We start from the raw sequence: 15,671 nt of genomic DNA on the forward strand, positions 1-15,671 counted from the left end.
TTACGGGGGCGTGCGCCCCGCTGTCCTGAACCTGGGACGGGTACCTTCCGATGGGACCGGAGCATGATCGAGGCAGTCGGCCTGACCAAACGCTATGGCGACAAGACCGCCGTGTACAACCTCTCCTTCCAGGTGCGGCCCGGTGCTGTCACCGGCTTCCTCGGGCCGAACGGCTCGGGCAAGTCGACGACCATGCGGATGATCCTCGGACTGGACAACCCCACCGCGGGCTCCGTGACGATCGGCGGCTACCCGTACCGCAAGCTGCCCAACGCCCCTCGCCAGGTCGGCGCCCTGCTGGACGCCAAGGCCGTGCACGGCGGCCGGTCCGCCCGCAACCACCTGCTGAGCCTGGCCCAGCTCTCGGGCATCCCGGCCCGCCGCGTCGACGAGGTGCTGGGCGTGGTGGGTCTGCACGAGGTGGCGCGCAAGCGCTCCAAGGGCTTCTCGCTCGGCATGGGCCAGCGGCTCGGCATCGCCGCCGCGCTGCTGGGCGACCCGCAGGTGCTGCTGTTCGACGAGCCGGTGAACGGTCTCGACCCCGAGGGCATCCTCTGGGTGCGGAACCTGATGAAGTCGCTGGCCGCCGAGGGCCGGACCGTGTTCGTCTCCAGTCACCTCATGAGCGAGATGGCGCTGACCGCCGACCACCTGATCGTCATCGGGCGCGGGCAGTTGCTCTCCGACATGAGCGTGACGGACTTCATCTCCGCGAACTCCGCCGACTTCGCCCGGGTCCGCACGTCCGACACCGAGCCGCAGCAGCGGGAGAAGCTGACCTCCGCGCTGACCGAGGCCGGCGGGCACGTGCTGCCCGAGCAGGACGGCGCGCTGCGTGTGACGGGACTGCCGCTGCCGCGCATCAGCGACCTCGCGCACGAGGCCGGCGTACGGCTGTGGGAGCTGTCGCCGCACCAGGCCTCCCTGGAGGAGGCGTACATGCGGATGACGCAGGGCGCGGTCGACTACCGCTCGACGACCGACCAGAAGGCCGGGCTGATGCAGCCGCTGCCGCCCGGCGCCCAGCCGCCCCTGCCGGTTCCCGGCCAGGGCCAGCCCGGCTGGTACGCGCCGCCGCCGCTCCAGCAGGGCGGGCAGCCGTTCGCGCCGCCGCAGGGGCAGCCGGCACAGCCGGTCGCGCCCCAGGGGCCCTACGGCGTCGCGCCGCAGGCCCGGCCGCACGACGCTCCGGGGCCCACGCCGAACCCGTACGCGCAGAGCGCGCCGCAGGCTCCGCGCGTGCCCGCGCAGCCGGGCCCCCCGGCGGAGGCCCCCGCCGCCTCCGCCCCCGCAGTCGACACGACCAAGTCCGAGGACGCCCGATGAGCACGCCGCAGACTCCGATGCCGCAGGCCGCGCCGCCCGCCTGGGAGGCGGGGGCCCCCTCCCCGTACGCCGGCTACACCTCGCCGATCCCCGTCGTCCGTACGCACCTGGGCCACGCCCTCGCCTCGGAGTGGACGAAGATCAAGTCGGTGCGCTCCACCATGTGGACGCTCGGCGTGTTCGTCCTGCTCGTTGTCGGGATCGGGCTGCTGGCCGGCGCGTTGGCCGCCAACTCCTCCTCCGACCTCTCCGGCAGCGAGAGCCCGCTGGCGCTCGGCTTCTTCGGCTTGCTCCTGGGCAGCATCTGCGTCATGACCCTCGGGGTGCTGACCACGGCCTCGGAGTACGGCACCGGAATGATCCGCACCACCATGACGGCGTGCCCCACCCGCGGGCGCGTGCTCGCGGCGAAGGCGCTGGTGTTCTTCCTCCTCGCCTTCACGATCACCCTGGTGTCCACCGCGCTCGTCGCCGTCGCGCAGACGGCGATGCTCGACGGCACCGGCGCCCGGCAGCCCACCGGTGCGGAGTGGTTCAAGGCCACGGTCGGGGTCAGTCTCTACCTGGCCCTGCTCGGGCTGGTCTCGCTGCTGATCGGTTCGATCCTGCGGCACTCGGCGGGCGGCATCACCATCATGATCGGTGTGGTTCTCGCCCCGCTGGTCATCGCGCTGTTCATGTTCACCAACTCGCTGGAGAAGGTGCGCAACGCGCTGTTCGAGTACTCGATCCCGAACCAGCTGAGCATCTTCTACTCCAACTCCCTCAGCGACTCCGGCCCGTCCGGCTGGGACCCGCTGTGGATCATCGTGGGCGTCACGGCGGTCGCCTTCGCCGGCGCGTGGGCGCTGCTGGAGAAGCGGGACGTGTGACCGGCCGGACAGTGCCGGACCAGAGCCGCGACGGGCGCTAGAACCGAGGGGCGTTCCGGGACCGCTGCACCCGCGTGGTGCGGCGGTCCTTCGCGTTCCAGCAGGCCTTGTGCCAGTGCCGGCGGTCGTCCACCCCGGCGTGCTCGGGCCAGGCCACCACGTGCGGGACGCCCGAGCCGATCAGCTGGTCGCAGCCCGGACAGCGGTACGTCTTGCCCGCCGCGCTCGCGCCCGCGACATGGCGCACGCTCCAGTCCTCGCCCTGCCAGCTCTCGGAGGACTGCCAGCCGCCGTAGCGGCTCGCTTCCTCGTCCTCGGCGCTCCGGCCGGACGAGCCGGAGCCCTTGGGGCGGTTGTGGCGCGGGGACACGGGACACCTCACTGAACTCGCGGGAGACGGGCCCTGTCCAGGGTACGCGGCGGCGACAGGGGTACGTGTGCGGAACCGGATTCCCGACCAACCCCCACAAGTCCCCCTCCATGGGGCCGTATTCGACCGACAATCCGGAAATCCCTTCGCCAGGCCGTGTCCTCGGCACGTGTCACGCGGTTATGCCGGGCGGGGAGCTCCGGGTCGGAGCCGAGGAAGCAGGAAACAGCGATGCGCGTAGGCAGTTTCGTGGTGGCCGCCCAGTTCCCGGGACAGGGACAAGGAGAGGCGCTGCACCGCGCGGTCCGCACGGCCGAGGTCGCCGAGGAGTCGGGGCTGGACGCGGTCTGGCTGGCCGAGCACCACTTCGTACCGTACGGGACGTGCCCGTCGGCCATCACCCTGGCCGCACTGCTGCTCGGCCGCACCCGCCGGCTGAGGGTCGGCACGGCGGTCAGCGTGCTGCCCACCGCCCACCCCGTCGCGCTCGGCGAGCAGGCCGCGCTGCTGCACGTGACGAGCGGCGGCCGGTTCTCGCTGGGCCTGGGCCGCGGCGGGCCCTGGGTGGACCTGGAAGTGTTCGGCGTCGGTCTGGAGGCGTACGAACAAGGATTTCCGGAGTCCCTCGATCTGGTGGTGCGGTGGCTGCGCGAACCGTCGGTGTCCGCGTCGGGGGAACGATTCGCCTTCCGGGAGGTTCCGGTGGTGCCGCGCCCGTCGGAGGCGCTGACCGAGACCCCGGGCCCCGAGGTCGTCGTCGCCTGCACCTCTCCGGGCAGCGTACGGACGGCCGCCGAACGCGGGCTGCCGATGCTGCTCGGGATGCACGTCGGGGACGAGGAGAAGGCCGAGATGGTCGCCCTGTGGCGGCGCTGCGCACGGGCGGCCGGCCGGCCGGGCGAGGAGATCCGGGACGCCGCCCATGTCTCGGCGGGCGTCTGCCAGATCGCGGACCGGCGCACGGACGCGGCGGAGGCCCTGCTCAAGGCGATGCCGGGCTGGCTCAAACAAGGACTTGAGGCCCATGTCACGGTGGACGGCCGCGCCCGCCGGATGCGCGATCCGCTGGAGTACACGGAACTGCTCTGCGGGCTGCACCCGGTGGGCACCCCGCGGCTGTGCGCCGACCGGCTCGCCGCGACCTCGGAACGCACCGGCATCAACCGTTTCGCCCTGCTCGTCGAGGGCTCGGGCGATCTGGCGGCGACGGAGCAGAACGTGCGACGGCTCGGCGCCGAGGTACTCCCCCACCTCGGCTGACCGGGCCGTCGCCGTCAGGGCCAGGCTTGCCGCCCCGTCCTCCGTGCACCTCCCGCGGACGGTGCGGCAAGCGGACGACCGTGGTTCAGCAGTCCCTGAGCTCCGGCGACTGGTTGAGCAGCTGAGCACGCACCGACGTGAACCGGGCGAGCCGCTCGTCGACCGAGGAGTCCAGCGGGAAGACCGCCACCCGGTGGCAGTTCTGGAAGGCCAGCCGCACACCGAAGTGCCGCTGCAGCGCGCCGCGAATGGCATCGCTCGCGAGCGCGCGCAGCAGCTGACCGCGCGCCTGCTCGTCCGGCGGGGGCGTCTGGTTGTCGGCGAACTCTCCGCCGTCCACCTTCAGCTGGGCCACCAGGGAGCTGATCATCTCCCACGCGTAGGGCAGGGAGGTCCGGACGCAGTCGACGAAGTCGGCTTCGTCGACCTCGCCTCGCTCGGCCTGTTCGAGTAGGGCCGGTGAGACGTCGAGCGACATGGGTTCTCCTCTCGCACCCCCGAACGACAGGGGTTGCCGGACAGATGGGGGAGTTCGTGATACCGAACACGGTGCGTACACACATCGCGACCTCCCGTTCTCTACGTTAGGCAACTAAACGGGCACTCACTAGGCGAATGCACTTACCGGCGGGACGGGTTGGGCACACAATCGGCCACAAGTGAACACGGGTGATCCAGGGATCAATGGGGCGGTGCGCGGGCGGCGGCCGGGGGCCGGGGCACGGGCGCCGGTGGGCGAATCGCGCCCGGCAGGGTGGTTCGAGTAGCGTTGCCGACCATGCGTCTCGTCATCGCCCGGTGCTCCGTCGACTACGCCGGCCGGCTCACCGCCCACCTCCCGTCAGCCCCCCGTCTGATCCTGGTCAAGGCGGACGGCAGCGTCTCGATCCACGCGGACGACCGTGCCTACAAGCCTCTGAACTGGATGTCCCCGCCGTGCACGCTCAAGGAGGAGACGGGGGACGGGACAGGTGCGGCGGGTGTGTGGACCGTCGTCAACAAGGCGGGCGAGAAGCTCATCATCACGATGGAGGAGATCCTGCACGACTCCTCGCACGAGCTCGGCGTGGACCCGGGACTGATCAAGGACGGTGTCGAAGCGCACCTCCAGGAGCTCCTGGCCGACCGCATCGAGACGCTCGGCGAGGGCTACACGCTGATCCGGCGCGAGTACATGACGGCCATCGGCCCGGTGGACATCCTGTGCCGGGACGGCGAGGGACAGACCGTGGCCGTCGAGATCAAGCGGCGCGGTGAGATCGACGGGGTGGAGCAGCTCACCCGCTATCTGGAACTGCTGAACCGCGATCCGCACCTCGCCCCGGTGCGCGGCGTCTTCGCGGCGCAGGAGATCAAGCCGCAGGCCCGGGTCCTCGCGACCGACCGCGGCATCGGCTGCCAGGTCCTGGACTACGACGCGCTGCGCGGCATCGAGGACGACAAGCTGCGGCTCTTCTGATCGCGGAGGACGACGGGCCGCTCCTCCGATCGCGGAGGACGACAGGCCGCGGCCCCTCCGATCACGCGGCGGTACCGCGTCAAGGGCCGGGACCCCGTCTTCGACGGGGTCCCGGCCCTTGACGTCCCGCCGGTGCGGGTTCTCAGATCACCGGGGCGCCCGACGGGTCCGGGGAGCTCGCGCCCCCGCTCTCCGGCGCGCTCGCCGAGCCGCTGGAGGCGGCGGGACCGCCGGCCGAGTTCGAGGTACCGGGCGACGCGGTGCCCTCGGGAGGCGTCTGCGGGGACGAGCTGCTGGGCGACGGGGACGGATCGTCCGGCGTGGGATCGGTCGGCGTGGGGGCGCTCGACGAGGTGGAGGGGCGGGGAGAACTCGGCCGGGTCACGGACCCGGACGGCTCGGGGGACCCGCCGCCGTCGTCCGTTCCGCCGCCCTTGCCGCCGCCCTCGCCGCCGCCCGGAGCCGTCGTCCCGCTCGGGCCGGTCGACGGTCCGGCCGTGCCGGCCGGCCGGGCCGGGTCCTGAGACGTGCCGTGGGCGCCGTCGGAGCCCGGGGCCGTGGGGCGGCTGGTGGCGGTGCCGACGCCGCCGGCACCGCCGCCACCGCCGCTGCCGTCGTTCTGCGGGGTGTCCGCGTCCGAGCCGCCGTCGTCGGTGCCCTGGCCGGTGGACGGATTGACGTTGACCTGGTCCGACGGGTCGTTGGCGTCGTTGTGGGAGGTGGCGCCGAGCGTCACCACCGTACCGAGGACGGCCGCGAGCAGCGCGCCCGCGCCCGCCGCCACCAGGTTGCGCCGGGCGAAGCCCTTCAGGCCCAGCCGGTGCTTGGCCGGGCCGGTCGAGGACGGACCGTACGACGGGAAGGGCGCGGACGGCGTGGGCGCGCCCGAGGGCTGGTAGGCGACCGGCCCCGAGGTGTCGCCGCCGGGGGGCTGGAGCGCCGGGAAGGGGTCGGGGACGCCGCCGGGCCGCGGCGCCGGTTCCTCGGCGCGGGCGTCCGGCTCCTCCTCGCCCGCGGTCGCGCCCGGCCCGGCCGGCAGCGCGAGGAGGCCCGCCGCCGTGCCGGAGCGGTCGGCGACCAGCGCGAGGGCGCGGCGGCCCGCGACGGTGCCGCGCTTGTCCGCGAGCGCGCCGCGCAGGCCGATGGAGGCCTCCAGCTCGGCGCGGGCCCGGTCCAGCGAACCGCCGCAGAGCGCGAGGATGCCCAACTCGTGGTGGAAGTAGGCCTGCTCGGCGACCTCGCCGGCGAGCCGGGAGGCCTCGACGCCGAAGCGCAGCGTCCGCTCCCAGGCGCTCCAGTTCAGCCCGGCGGCGAACGCGGGCGCGGCCGTGCGGGCGAGTTGCACGGCGGCGCTCTCCCCGTCCTCGCCCGGCGGCGTGGCGGCGGGCACCAGCACGGCCAGCGCGGCGAGCAAGGCGTCCGCCTCGGCGCCCACCCGTTCCGGCGTGACCGAGGGGTGTCCGGCCCACCAGGCGTAGTGCCGAGCGACGGTGCGCGCCTGCTCTTCGGCGTCGTCGCCGTACCCGGCGGCCTCCAGCTGGGTGAGCACCCCGGCCGCGAGCCGGTAGCGGGAGCCGGCCGGGGAGACCAGGCCGCAGCTCGCCAGCTCGCCGAGCGCGGCGTCGGCGTGGGTGTCCCCGACCAGCGCCGGCAGGTGGGACTGGTGGGGCACCTCGCCGCCGAGCGCGACGGCGAACCGCAGGGTGGCGCGCGCGGAGGCGCTCAGCCGGGAGGCGAGCAGCGGCGCGGGCGCGGCGGCGTCGCCCAGCGAGGGCAGGGGGACGTCGTCGGCGGTGTCGTCGCCGAGGACGGCGTCCACCGGCGGCGCGTCCGCGAAGACGCCGAACTCCTCGACCGCGCTGGTGCCGGCCCGCAGCCGGTCGCGCTGGCGCAGCAGGGCGCCGGCCTGGACGAAGCGCAGGGGCAGGCCCTCGGACTCGAACCAGAGGTCGCCGGCCCAGTTGGCCTCCTCCTCGGTGAGCACCCGGCCGACGCCGCGCTCGATGAGTTCGACGCCGCCGGCCCGGTCGAGGCCGCCGAGGAAGACCTCCTCGACGCCGGAGTCGGCGGACGGCGCGGGCACGTCCGGGGTGGCGGCGATCAGGAAGGCGCACTCGGGGGTGGCGTCGAGCAGCTCGTCGAGCGCGCTGCCGCCGAACTCGATGTCGTCCACGACCACGACCGCGCCGATCTCCCGGACGTGCTCGAGGAGTTCGTCCCGGTCCGGGCGGTGCAGGGGTGCGCTGTGGACGGCGTGGAAGAGGTCGAACAGCAGCTCGCTCGCCGTGCGGCGGTGGCCGCAGAGGCGGACGACGCCGTCGGGGGCGAGGTCGGCGCAGTCCCCGGCGACGAGGTCGAGGAGGCTGGTGCGGCCGGAGCCGCCGGGGCCGGTCAGCCGTACCGAGCGGCCGCGGGCGAGCAGCCGTACCAGGTGTTCGCGTTCGCCCTGGCGTTCCAGGAGCGGTTCGGCGGACGGGGCCGGGCCGGGCGGGACGGGCGGCCGGGCCGCGCGGTCGGCCTCGGCGCGGTCGGCCTCGGTGCGCCGGCGGGCGGGGCCGGGGCGCTCTCCGGGCGGGCAGGCCTCGATCTCGCTGCCGTCGACGGGGTTGACGGTGAGCAGGAAGTCACCCGCGACGAGCCGCACCGTGCGGGCCAGTGCGGGCGCGTGCGGCGCGAAGTCGGATGCGACGGAGTCCCGGGGCGGGCGCCGGCCCGGCGCGTGGCCGTCGCCGTCATGGCCCATGTCCTCGGGCTCCGGGATGTTCGGGTCCATGGGTTCCACAGGTTCCAAGCCCCCCAAAAGCGTCGTGTGCTCTTCGACCCCTCCCGGCCTTGCTGCACACCGCGCTGTCGCTTCTGGTCCGGGCCCGCGCGAGGGTTGCTGGGCAGCGGGCGACCGAACCCTAAACCTTCGCACAGTATCCATGACAGCCCGGGGTACCGCGCTGCCCGAGACGTCACGGTCTCGTGAGGATTGCGTGCGACGTACGGTTGGGGTCCTTCGTTCGGCCGGCCGAGCCGCCCGGGTCCCCCGCGCCGCCCGGTTCACACCCGTGGGGTGCCCCGGCGGGGCGTCGGACGCGGGACCCGTGGGCGCCGCCGGTCCGCGGGCCCGTCGGACACGCGCCCGTCAGACGCGGGGCAGGGACTCCACGCCGATGCCGCCCTCGATGGCCAGGATGCGGTGCAGCCGGGTGGCCACCAGCAGGCGTTGCATCTGCGGCGGCACCCGGCGCAGCACCAGCCGCCGGCCGCAGCGGCCGGCCCGCCGGTGGACACCCATGATCACACCGAGTCCGGTGGCGTCCCAGGAGTCGAGTTCGGAGAGGTCGAGGATCAGGTCGCCCGCCCCGTCGTCCACGGCCGAGTGCAGGACCGTACGGGCGTCCGCCGCGCTGCGGACGTCGAGGCGGCCCCCGACGACCACCTCGGCGTGGTCGCCCCTGATGTACATATGCGCTCCCCGGGAATGCGGTGGCGTACTCCGTTGTGACGGTTGACTGTGCAACGTCTGACTGCGTGAGTGGCGCTGCGGTTGCTGTCTGTTGGCGAACCGAGACCGAATTCACCCCAACGGGTGATCTCGGACGCCGGCGCGGTCTCAGTGCTTGTAGAAGCCCTGCCCGCTCTTGCGTCCGATGTCACCGGCGTCAACCATCCGGCGCATCAGCTCCGGCGGGGCGAACTTCTCGTCCTGGGTCTCGGTGTAGATGTTGCCGGTGGCGTGCAGCAGGATGTCGACGCCGGTCAGGTCCGCGGTGGCGAGCGGGCCCATGGCGTGGCCGAAGCCGAGCCGGCAGGCCAGGTCGATGTCCTCGGCGGTGGCGACGCCGGACTCGTAGAGCTTGGTCGCCTCCACGACGAGGGCGGAGATGAGCCGGGTGGTGACGAAGCCGGCCACGTCGCGGTTGACGACGATGCAGGTCTTGCCGACGGACTCGGCGAACTCCCGTGCGGTGGCGAGGGCTTCGTCGCTCGTCTTGTAGCCGCGGACGAGCTCGACGAGCTGCATCATCGGCACCGGCGAGAAGAAGTGCACGCCGACGACGCGCTCCGGGCGCTCCGTGACGGCCGCGATCTTGGTGATCGGGATCGCGGAGGTGTTGGAGGCGAGCACCGCGTCCTCGCGCACCAGCTTGTCGAGGGTGCGGAAGATCTCGTGCTTGACCTCGAGCTTCTCGAAGACCGCCTCCACGACGACATCGGCGTCGGCGGCCGCGTCCAGGTCGGTGGTGGGGGTGATGCGGGCGAGGGCCGCCTCGGCGTCCTCGGCCGCCAGCTTGCCCTTGGAGACGAACTTGTCGTACGAGGCCCTGATGCCGTCGGTGCCACGCCTCAGTGCCTCGTCGGTGACGTCCCGCAGGACGACGTCCCAGCCCGCCTGCGCGGAGACCTGGGCGATGCCGGATCCCATGAGACCGGCCCCGATGACGGCGAGCTTCCGTGCCACTCCGACTCCCCTTTGAACGACTGCTGGACGACTGCGCGGGCGACGACCGCCGGGCGACTGCGCGGGCGGTGCCGCGCGAGCTCTGGAACGCTGTTCACGTATGGCTCCTGGGCGGACACTAGCGCCCGCGCGGCGCTGTGTGACCGGTAAGTAACGCGCGTCACGTCTCAATTGACGGACATCACACCGGCAGGGGTCACAGCGCGCCTCGGACGGCGTAGTTGAGTACCTTTTCGCTCAACAGGTCCTCGATGTCCTCCAGGAGATCCAGCACCTCTCGGGACACTTCGCTCGGATTGCGCCCCTTGAGCATCTCGCGGCCGATGACGGACATGACGGTGCCGTGGACCCAGCCCATCTGACCGGCCATCAGGCCCGGCAGCGGGTCGTCCTCCGCGGCGCCGGTCTCCTCCCGCAGGGCCTGTTCCAGGTTGGCCTGCACCTCCTGGCCGATGGCCCACAGCCGGGAGCGCAGCGCGGGCGCCGCCTCGATCACCCTCATGAAGGGGGCGTACCCGGGGAAGAGCCCGATCCGGGGCGAGACCGCCTCGACCTCCCCGCGCAGCTCGCGCAGCACGGCGCACGCGGCCGACTCCCCCGCGTCCCGGCCGCGCACCCAGCGGACCAGGCGGTCGGTCACACCGCTGGAGCGGTCGAGGAACAGGTCCTCCTTGGCGGGGAAGTAGTTGTAGACGGTGTTGACGGAGACGTTCGCCGCCTCGGCGATCTCCGCGACCGTGACGGCGTCGAAGCCGCGCTCGACGAACAGGCCCGTGGCGACGTCGGAGATGTACTGCCTGGTCTGCCGCTTCTTCCGCTCCCTGAGCCCCTCTGCCATGCCCGGAATCGTAGCCTCTCGGCACCCCTCGATGGTGAGAGTGAAAAATTGGGGTCGTTGCAAATTTTCAGTGCCTCTGTTTTTCTGGCGGCATGACAGCAGCAGTCATCAGCGCGGCCGGACTGGCCCGCACCTTCCGCACCAGGCGCGGCCCGGTGGAGGCCGTCCGCGGCGTCGACCTCACCGTCCGCGAGGGCGAGATCCTCGGCTTCCTCGGCCCCAACGGCGCCGGGAAGACGACCACCCTCCGCATGCTCACCACCCTGCTGGCGCCGACCGGCGGCACGGCCACGGTCGCCGGCTGCGACCTGGCCACGGACCCGGTCGGGGTCCGGCGCGCGTCCGGCTACGTCGCGCAGTCCGGCGGCGTCGACGGGCAGATCACCGTCCGGGAGGAACTGGTCACCCAGGGCCGGATGTACCACCTGCCGAAGAAGCGGGCGGCCGAGCGCGCCGAGGAACTGGCCGCCGACCTGGACCTCACCGCACTGCTCGGCCGCCGCACCGCCGCCCTCTCCGGCGGCCAACGCCGCCGGCTGGACATCGCGATGGCGCTCGCCCACCGCCCTCGCGTGCTCTTCCTGGACGAGCCGACGACCGGCCTGGACCCCGGCAGCCGCGCCGACCTGTGGGACCTGGTCCGCCGACTCCGCGACGAGCAGGGCACCACGGTCTTCCTGACCACCCACTACCTCGACGAGGCCGACGCCCTCTCCGACCGCCTGGTCGTCGTCGACCGGGGCGTGGTCGTGGCGGAGGGCACGCCGAGCGCGCTCAAGCTGGAGTACGGCGGTTCGCTCGACGCCACCCTCCAGGACACCTTCCTCGCCCTCACCGGCCGCGGCCCCGCCCCGGCCGGCCCCGCCCCCGTAGCGGTGTGAACCGCGGACCGAACAGGACAGCCGGAATGCTCCTCCACGACACCGCCCTCATCTACGGCCGCTATCTGCGCCAGTCCCTGCGCTCCCGCTTCGCGCTGCTCTTCGGCGTGCTGACACCACTGCTGTACCTCGTCTTCTTCGGCCCGCTGCTCACCGGGCTGCCGCTGGGCGGGACGGGCAGCTCCTGGCAGATCCTCGTCCCCGGACTGCTGCTCCAACTCGGCCTCTTCGGAGCCCTGTTCGCGGGCTTCACGATCATCATCGAGAAGGGGCAGGGGGTGGTGGAGCGGATGCGGGTGACCCCCGTCAGCCGGCTCGCCCTCCTGCTCGGCCGGGTGCTGCGCGACGCCACCGTCTTCGTCCTCCAGGCGGTGCTGCTGGTGCTGGCGGCGCTCGTGATGGGCCTGCGCGCACCGCTGGCGGGCATCCTCATCGGCTTCGTGTTCGTCGCCCTGCTCGCCGTCTCGCTGGCCTCGCTGTCGTACGCGACGGCGATGAAGGTCACCACCCCGCAGACGTTCGGCCCGCTGATCAACGCCGTGTCGATGCCGTCGATGCTGCTGTCCGGCCTGATGCTGCCGATGACCCTGGCGCCGGCCTGGCTGGACGTGCTCTCCCGCCTCACCCCGTTCCGCCATCTGGTGGACGCGGTGCGGGACGCCTACGTCGGCTCGTACACGAGCGCGCACATGCTGTACGGCACCCTGGTGGCCGTGGGCTTCGCCGCACTGTCCGTGACGGTGGGCACCCGCGTCTTCCGCACCGCCGGGGCCTGACCGGCGCGTGGCGGGAGGGGCGCGGCGGCCCCCGGCGGCCCCTCCCGGCGGCGGCACTAGGCTGGCCGCATGGTCAATCTGACGCGCATCTACACCAGGACCGGGGACAAGGGCACCACCGCCCTCGGCGACATGAGCCGGGTCGCCAAGACCGATCTGCGGATCTCGGCCTACGCCGACGCCAACGAGGCGAACGCGGTGATCGGCACGGCCATCGCGCTCGGCAGCCTCGACGCGGAGATCGTCAAGGTCCTCACCCGCGTGCAGAACGACCTGTTCGACGTGGGCGCGGACCTGTGCACGCCGGTCGTGGAGAACCCCGAGTTCCCGCCCCTGCGGGTCGAGCAGGACTACATCGACCGGCTGGAGGCGGACTGCGACCGCTTCAACGCCGAACTGGACAAGCTGCGCTCCTTCATCCTGCCGGGGGGCACCGCGGGAGCTGCCCTGCTGCACCAGGCGTGCACGGTGGTCCGCCGGGCCGAGCGCTCGACCTGGACCGCGCTGGAGACGCACGGCGAGACGATGAACCCGCTCACCGCCACCTACCTCAACCGCCTGTCGGACCTGCTGTTCATTCTGGCCCGGACGGCGAACAAGGAGACCGGGGACGTGCTGTGGGTGCCGGGCGGGGAGCGCTGAGCACGGCTACCCGGGCCCGTACCGGCGGCCGGTGCCGCTCCCCGCTCCGTCTTCGGTGACCGGCACGTCGCAGCCGGACGGAGGACGCCGGTCCTCGGGCCGGCGCACCGCCCGGCCGTCCTTCGCGGCCGGGGCCGGGGCCTTCTTGGGGAAGAGGAGGTACGTCAGGGCGATCAGCCCGTGGACGGCGGCGATGCGCAGCGTCGTCCACTGCCAGGACCTGAGCGGACCGGTGCCTGCCGGGTCGCCGACGTACCGGACCGCCGCCTCCAGCAGGGCCAGGGCGACGGCCGAGGCGAGCAGGGTGCGCAGCCAGAGACGGCCCTTGTGGCGGGCGCGGGCCAGGCCGTACCGGGGCGGCTTCGGCGGGCGCGGGGCGCCGGCCAGGCGGTGGGCGGCGTGGCCGTCGAGCCACCGGATGGTCGGGCGGCCGTAGCCGACGGTGAAGCCGAGGTAGAGAGCGGCCAGGCCGTGCTCCCAGCCGGGCCGTGCGCCGTTCCTCAGGTCGACGGCGGTGGCGACGAACAGCACCGCCTCCAGCAGCGGTTCGCCCAGCAGCAGCGCCGCACCGGTGCGCCGCCACTTCAGCAGGTAGCGGACGGCCAGGCCCAGTGCCAGCAGCACCCAGAAACCGACCTCACAGGCGATGATCAGTCCGACGACCACGGTCGCTCCTCTCGTTCCCGCCTCCAGGTTCGCGGGCGATCGGAGCGGTTTCGTCGTCGCCGGTGAGGAAGTGCGACTGCATCCTTCGGCGTACTCGCGGACCGTCCCACGGCATCAGGCGGCGGGCCGGACCGCCGTGTTGGATGAACCCATGGCCGTACGACTGCCCCGCCCGCACCGCGACGACGCGCGGATCGCCCTGGCCGGGCTGCTCGGCGGGCTGCTGCTGTGGGGCCTCGGGCTGGGCACCCGTACGGCCGCCGATCCGATCGTCCTGTGGGACGGCCACCGGCCGCTCCTGCTGCCGCTCGCCGTGACGGCCGGGTGCGAGCTCCTGCGCCGGACACGGCCCGGGGCGGCGCTGCTCGTCGGCACGGCCGCGGTGGTCGCCGACACCCTCACCCAGGGAAATCTGGCCACCGTCATGATGTTCACCGACCTGGTGTACGCCGCCGTTCTCCACGGTTCACCGGCCTCGGCGCGCCGGGTCCTGTGGATCACCGGACTCCTCACGGTGGCCGGGACGCTGGTGCCACTCGCCGTGTGGCGGGTGCCGGAAGCCGTGCTGATCGGTGTCGTCACCGGGATCGTGGCGTTCGCGCCCGCCACCACCGGCTGGATCGTCCGCGACCACCGCGAGGCGGCCGAGTCCGCGCGGCTGCGCGCCGAACAGACCGCGCTGCTGGCCGAGATGGACCGCACCCAGGCGGTGGTGGCGGAACGCGCGCGGGTGGCCCGGGAGTTGCACGACATGGTCGCCAACCACCTGTCCGCGATCGCCATTCACTCCACCGCAGCCCTCTCGATCGACGAACCGGGGACCTCCCGGGAAGCCCTCGCCGTCATCCGGGAGAACAGCGTGGCGGGACTGGCCGAAATGCGTCGTATGGTCGGGCTCCTGCGCGACGGCTCCGGCGACCGCGGCCCGGCCGCGACCCCCACCCTGGACGGCCTCGGTTCCCTGGTGGACGGCGCCCGCGCCAACGGTCTCGACGTCACCCTCGACAGCGGCCACGGCGAGGTCCCCGCCCCGGTGGAGCTCGCCGCGTACCGGATCGTGCAGGAGTCGCCGACCAACGCCCTGAAGCACGCCTCGCCCGGCCGCGTCCGGGTCCGGATCGACGAGCGCGGCACGGCCCTGCGCATCCGGGTGAGCAGCCCGTACGCGGTTCGAAGCGCCCCGCGCGCACCCGGTTCCGGCGCCGGCCTGGCGGGGATGCGGGAGCGGGCCGCGCTGCTGGGCGGGACGTTCGACGCCGGCCCCGGGGACGGTCTGTGGACCGTGCGCGCCACCCTGCCCCTGGCCGGGCCCCGAGCCGGAACCGGAACCGGCGCCGCCGACGGCGCCGACGCCTCCACCGGCATCGACAGCGGTACACACACCGGCACCGGAACCGGTGCGCGACCCGAGGGAGACTCCGCGTGATCCGTGTCCTCGTCGCCGAGGACCAGTTGGCCGTCCGTGCCGGACTCGTCCTGATCCTGCGCAGCGCGCCCGGCATCGAGGTGGTCGGAGAGGCGGCGGACGGCGAGCGGGCGGTGGCGCTGGCCCGGGAGCTCCGGCCGGACCTGGTGCTGATGGACGTGCAGATGCCGCGCCTGGACGGGGTGTCGGCCACCCGGCGGGTCGTCGAGGAGGCCCTGGCCGATGTGCTGGTGCTGACCACCTTCGACCTCGACGAGTACGTGTTCGGGGCGCTCAGGGCGGGGGCCGCCGGGTTCCTGCTGAAGAACACGGAGGCGCAAGATCTCATCGAGGCCGTGCGGACGGTGGCCCGCGGCGAGGGCCTGATCGCTCCGGCGGTGACCCGACGGCTGATCGCCGAGTTCGCGGCGCGGCCCGCGTCGGCACCGAGGCCGGCCCCGGCGGCCCTGGAGACGCTCACCCGCCGCGAGCGCGAGGTTCTTTCCTGCCTCGGCGAGGGCCTGTCCAACGCCGCCGTCGCCGCCCGCCTGGAGATGGCGGAGGCCACGGTGAAGACGCACGTCAGCCGCCTGCTGGGCAAGCTGGAGCTGCGCAGCCGGGTGCAAGCGGCGGTGCTGGCGCAAGAGTTGGGGATCTAGCCGAACCTCGGTGAGAGTGGTCCAGACCTATTGACCTGTGGTCCAGACCTTTCTATTCTCGCGGCAC

16 protein-coding genes are annotated in these 15,671 nt (G+C 73.1%); 9 read left to right on the forward strand and 7 right to left on the reverse strand.

What is annotated here, in order from left to right:
* Positions 1 to 63: 63 nt before the first annotated feature.
* Positions 64 to 1,326 (forward strand): ATP-binding cassette domain-containing protein, encoded by a 1,263-nt coding sequence (locus ACF061_RS05135; RefSeq protein ID WP_392265441.1) that lies wholly within the window; start codon positions 64 to 66, stop codon positions 1,324 to 1,326.
* Positions 1,323 to 2,198, forward strand: a complete 876-nt coding sequence (locus tag ACF061_RS05140; protein WP_392265442.1) for an ABC transporter permease — start codon at positions 1,323 to 1,325, stop codon at positions 2,196 to 2,198. Before ACF061_RS05135 ends, ACF061_RS05140 begins: the two co-directional genes overlap by 4 nt.
* Before the next feature lie 37 nt (positions 2,199 to 2,235).
* Here the strand turns inward: ACF061_RS05140 and ACF061_RS05145 are convergent, their stop codons facing one another.
* Positions 2,236 to 2,568: an ATP/GTP-binding protein gene (locus ACF061_RS05145; protein WP_392265443.1), complete on the reverse strand. Its 333-nt coding sequence runs from the start codon at positions 2,566 to 2,568 to the stop codon at positions 2,236 to 2,238.
* 231 nt (positions 2,569 to 2,799) lie between these two features.
* Between ACF061_RS05145 and ACF061_RS05150 the strand changes: the two genes are divergently transcribed.
* On the forward strand, positions 2,800 to 3,828 hold the full coding sequence (locus ACF061_RS05150) for an LLM class flavin-dependent oxidoreductase (protein WP_392265444.1): 1,029 nt from the start codon (positions 2,800 to 2,802) through the stop codon (positions 3,826 to 3,828).
* 85 nt (positions 3,829 to 3,913) lie between these two features.
* On the opposite strand, the gene ACF061_RS05155 is transcribed toward ACF061_RS05150, so the two are convergent.
* Positions 3,914 to 4,306, reverse strand: a complete 393-nt coding sequence (locus ACF061_RS05155; RefSeq protein WP_392265445.1) for an SCO5389 family protein — start codon at positions 4,304 to 4,306, stop codon at positions 3,914 to 3,916.
* 300 nt (positions 4,307 to 4,606) lie between these two features.
* On the opposite strand from ACF061_RS05155, the gene nucS reads away from it, so the two are divergent.
* Positions 4,607 to 5,287, forward strand: coding sequence for an endonuclease NucS (nucS, locus tag ACF061_RS05160; RefSeq protein ID WP_392265446.1), 681 nt, complete (start codon positions 4,607 to 4,609; stop codon positions 5,285 to 5,287).
* Positions 5,288 to 5,429: 142 nt separating this feature from the next.
* Here nucS and ACF061_RS05165 read toward each other — a convergent pair whose 3' ends face one another.
* The 4 genes from ACF061_RS05165 to ACF061_RS05180 all read right to left on the reverse strand — a co-directional run bounded on the left by ACF061_RS05165 (position 5,430) and on the right by ACF061_RS05180 (position 10,575).
* Positions 5,430 to 8,060 (reverse strand): ATP-binding protein, encoded by a 2,631-nt coding sequence (locus ACF061_RS05165; protein WP_392265447.1) that lies wholly within the window; start codon positions 8,058 to 8,060, stop codon positions 5,430 to 5,432.
* Between the two features lie 357 nt (positions 8,061 to 8,417).
* A complete protein-coding gene (locus tag ACF061_RS05170; protein WP_392265448.1) occupies positions 8,418 to 8,741 on the reverse strand; it encodes an STAS domain-containing protein in 324 nt (107 codons plus the stop codon).
* A 147-nt stretch (positions 8,742 to 8,888) separates the two neighbouring features.
* A complete protein-coding gene (locus tag ACF061_RS05175) occupies positions 8,889 to 9,737 on the reverse strand; it encodes a 3-hydroxyacyl-CoA dehydrogenase family protein (RefSeq protein ID WP_392265449.1) in 849 nt (282 codons plus the stop codon).
* A gap of 196 nt (positions 9,738 to 9,933) precedes the next feature.
* A complete protein-coding gene (locus tag ACF061_RS05180; RefSeq protein ID WP_392265450.1) occupies positions 9,934 to 10,575 on the reverse strand; it encodes a TetR/AcrR family transcriptional regulator in 642 nt (213 codons plus the stop codon).
* Positions 10,576 to 10,667: 92 nt separating this feature from the next.
* Here ACF061_RS05180 and ACF061_RS05185 point away from each other — a divergent pair, with 92 nt between their 5' ends.
* From ACF061_RS05185 to ACF061_RS05195, 3 genes are all read left to right on the forward strand, one after another.
* The gene (locus ACF061_RS05185) at positions 10,668 to 11,456 is read left to right on the forward strand and encodes an ABC transporter ATP-binding protein (protein ID WP_392265451.1); all 789 of its coding nucleotides are present in this window, start codon (positions 10,668 to 10,670) and stop codon (positions 11,454 to 11,456) included.
* Positions 11,457 to 11,482: 26 nt separating this feature from the next.
* Positions 11,483 to 12,232 carry an ABC transporter permease gene (locus ACF061_RS05190; protein WP_392265452.1) on the forward strand — a complete coding sequence of 250 codons (750 nt, stop codon included), beginning with the start codon at positions 11,483 to 11,485 and terminating at the stop codon, positions 12,230 to 12,232.
* A 69-nt stretch (positions 12,233 to 12,301) separates the two neighbouring features.
* Positions 12,302 to 12,874, forward strand: coding sequence for a cob(I)yrinic acid a,c-diamide adenosyltransferase (locus ACF061_RS05195; protein ID WP_392265453.1), 573 nt, complete (start codon positions 12,302 to 12,304; stop codon positions 12,872 to 12,874).
* Between the two features lie 6 nt (positions 12,875 to 12,880).
* Here the strand turns inward: ACF061_RS05195 and ACF061_RS05200 are convergent, their stop codons facing one another.
* Positions 12,881 to 13,540, reverse strand: a complete 660-nt coding sequence (locus tag ACF061_RS05200) for a hypothetical protein (protein ID WP_392265454.1) — start codon at positions 13,538 to 13,540, stop codon at positions 12,881 to 12,883.
* Positions 13,541 to 13,691: 151 nt separating this feature from the next.
* On the opposite strand from ACF061_RS05200, the gene ACF061_RS05205 reads away from it, so the two are divergent.
* Together ACF061_RS05205 and ACF061_RS05210 are read left to right on the forward strand one after the other, a co-directional pair.
* A complete protein-coding gene (locus ACF061_RS05205) occupies positions 13,692 to 14,966 on the forward strand; it encodes a sensor histidine kinase (protein ID WP_392265455.1) in 1,275 nt (424 codons plus the stop codon).
* Positions 14,963 to 15,604 (forward strand): response regulator, encoded by a 642-nt coding sequence (locus ACF061_RS05210; protein ID WP_392265456.1) that lies wholly within the window; start codon positions 14,963 to 14,965, stop codon positions 15,602 to 15,604. The genes ACF061_RS05205 and ACF061_RS05210 overlap by 4 nt, the downstream gene beginning before the upstream one ends.
* Positions 15,605 to 15,671: the final 67 nt, after the last annotated feature.

Source organism: Streptomyces sp. NPDC015220, assembly GCF_043079345.1.
Lineage (GTDB): Bacteria > Actinomycetota > Actinomycetes > Streptomycetales > Streptomycetaceae > Streptomyces.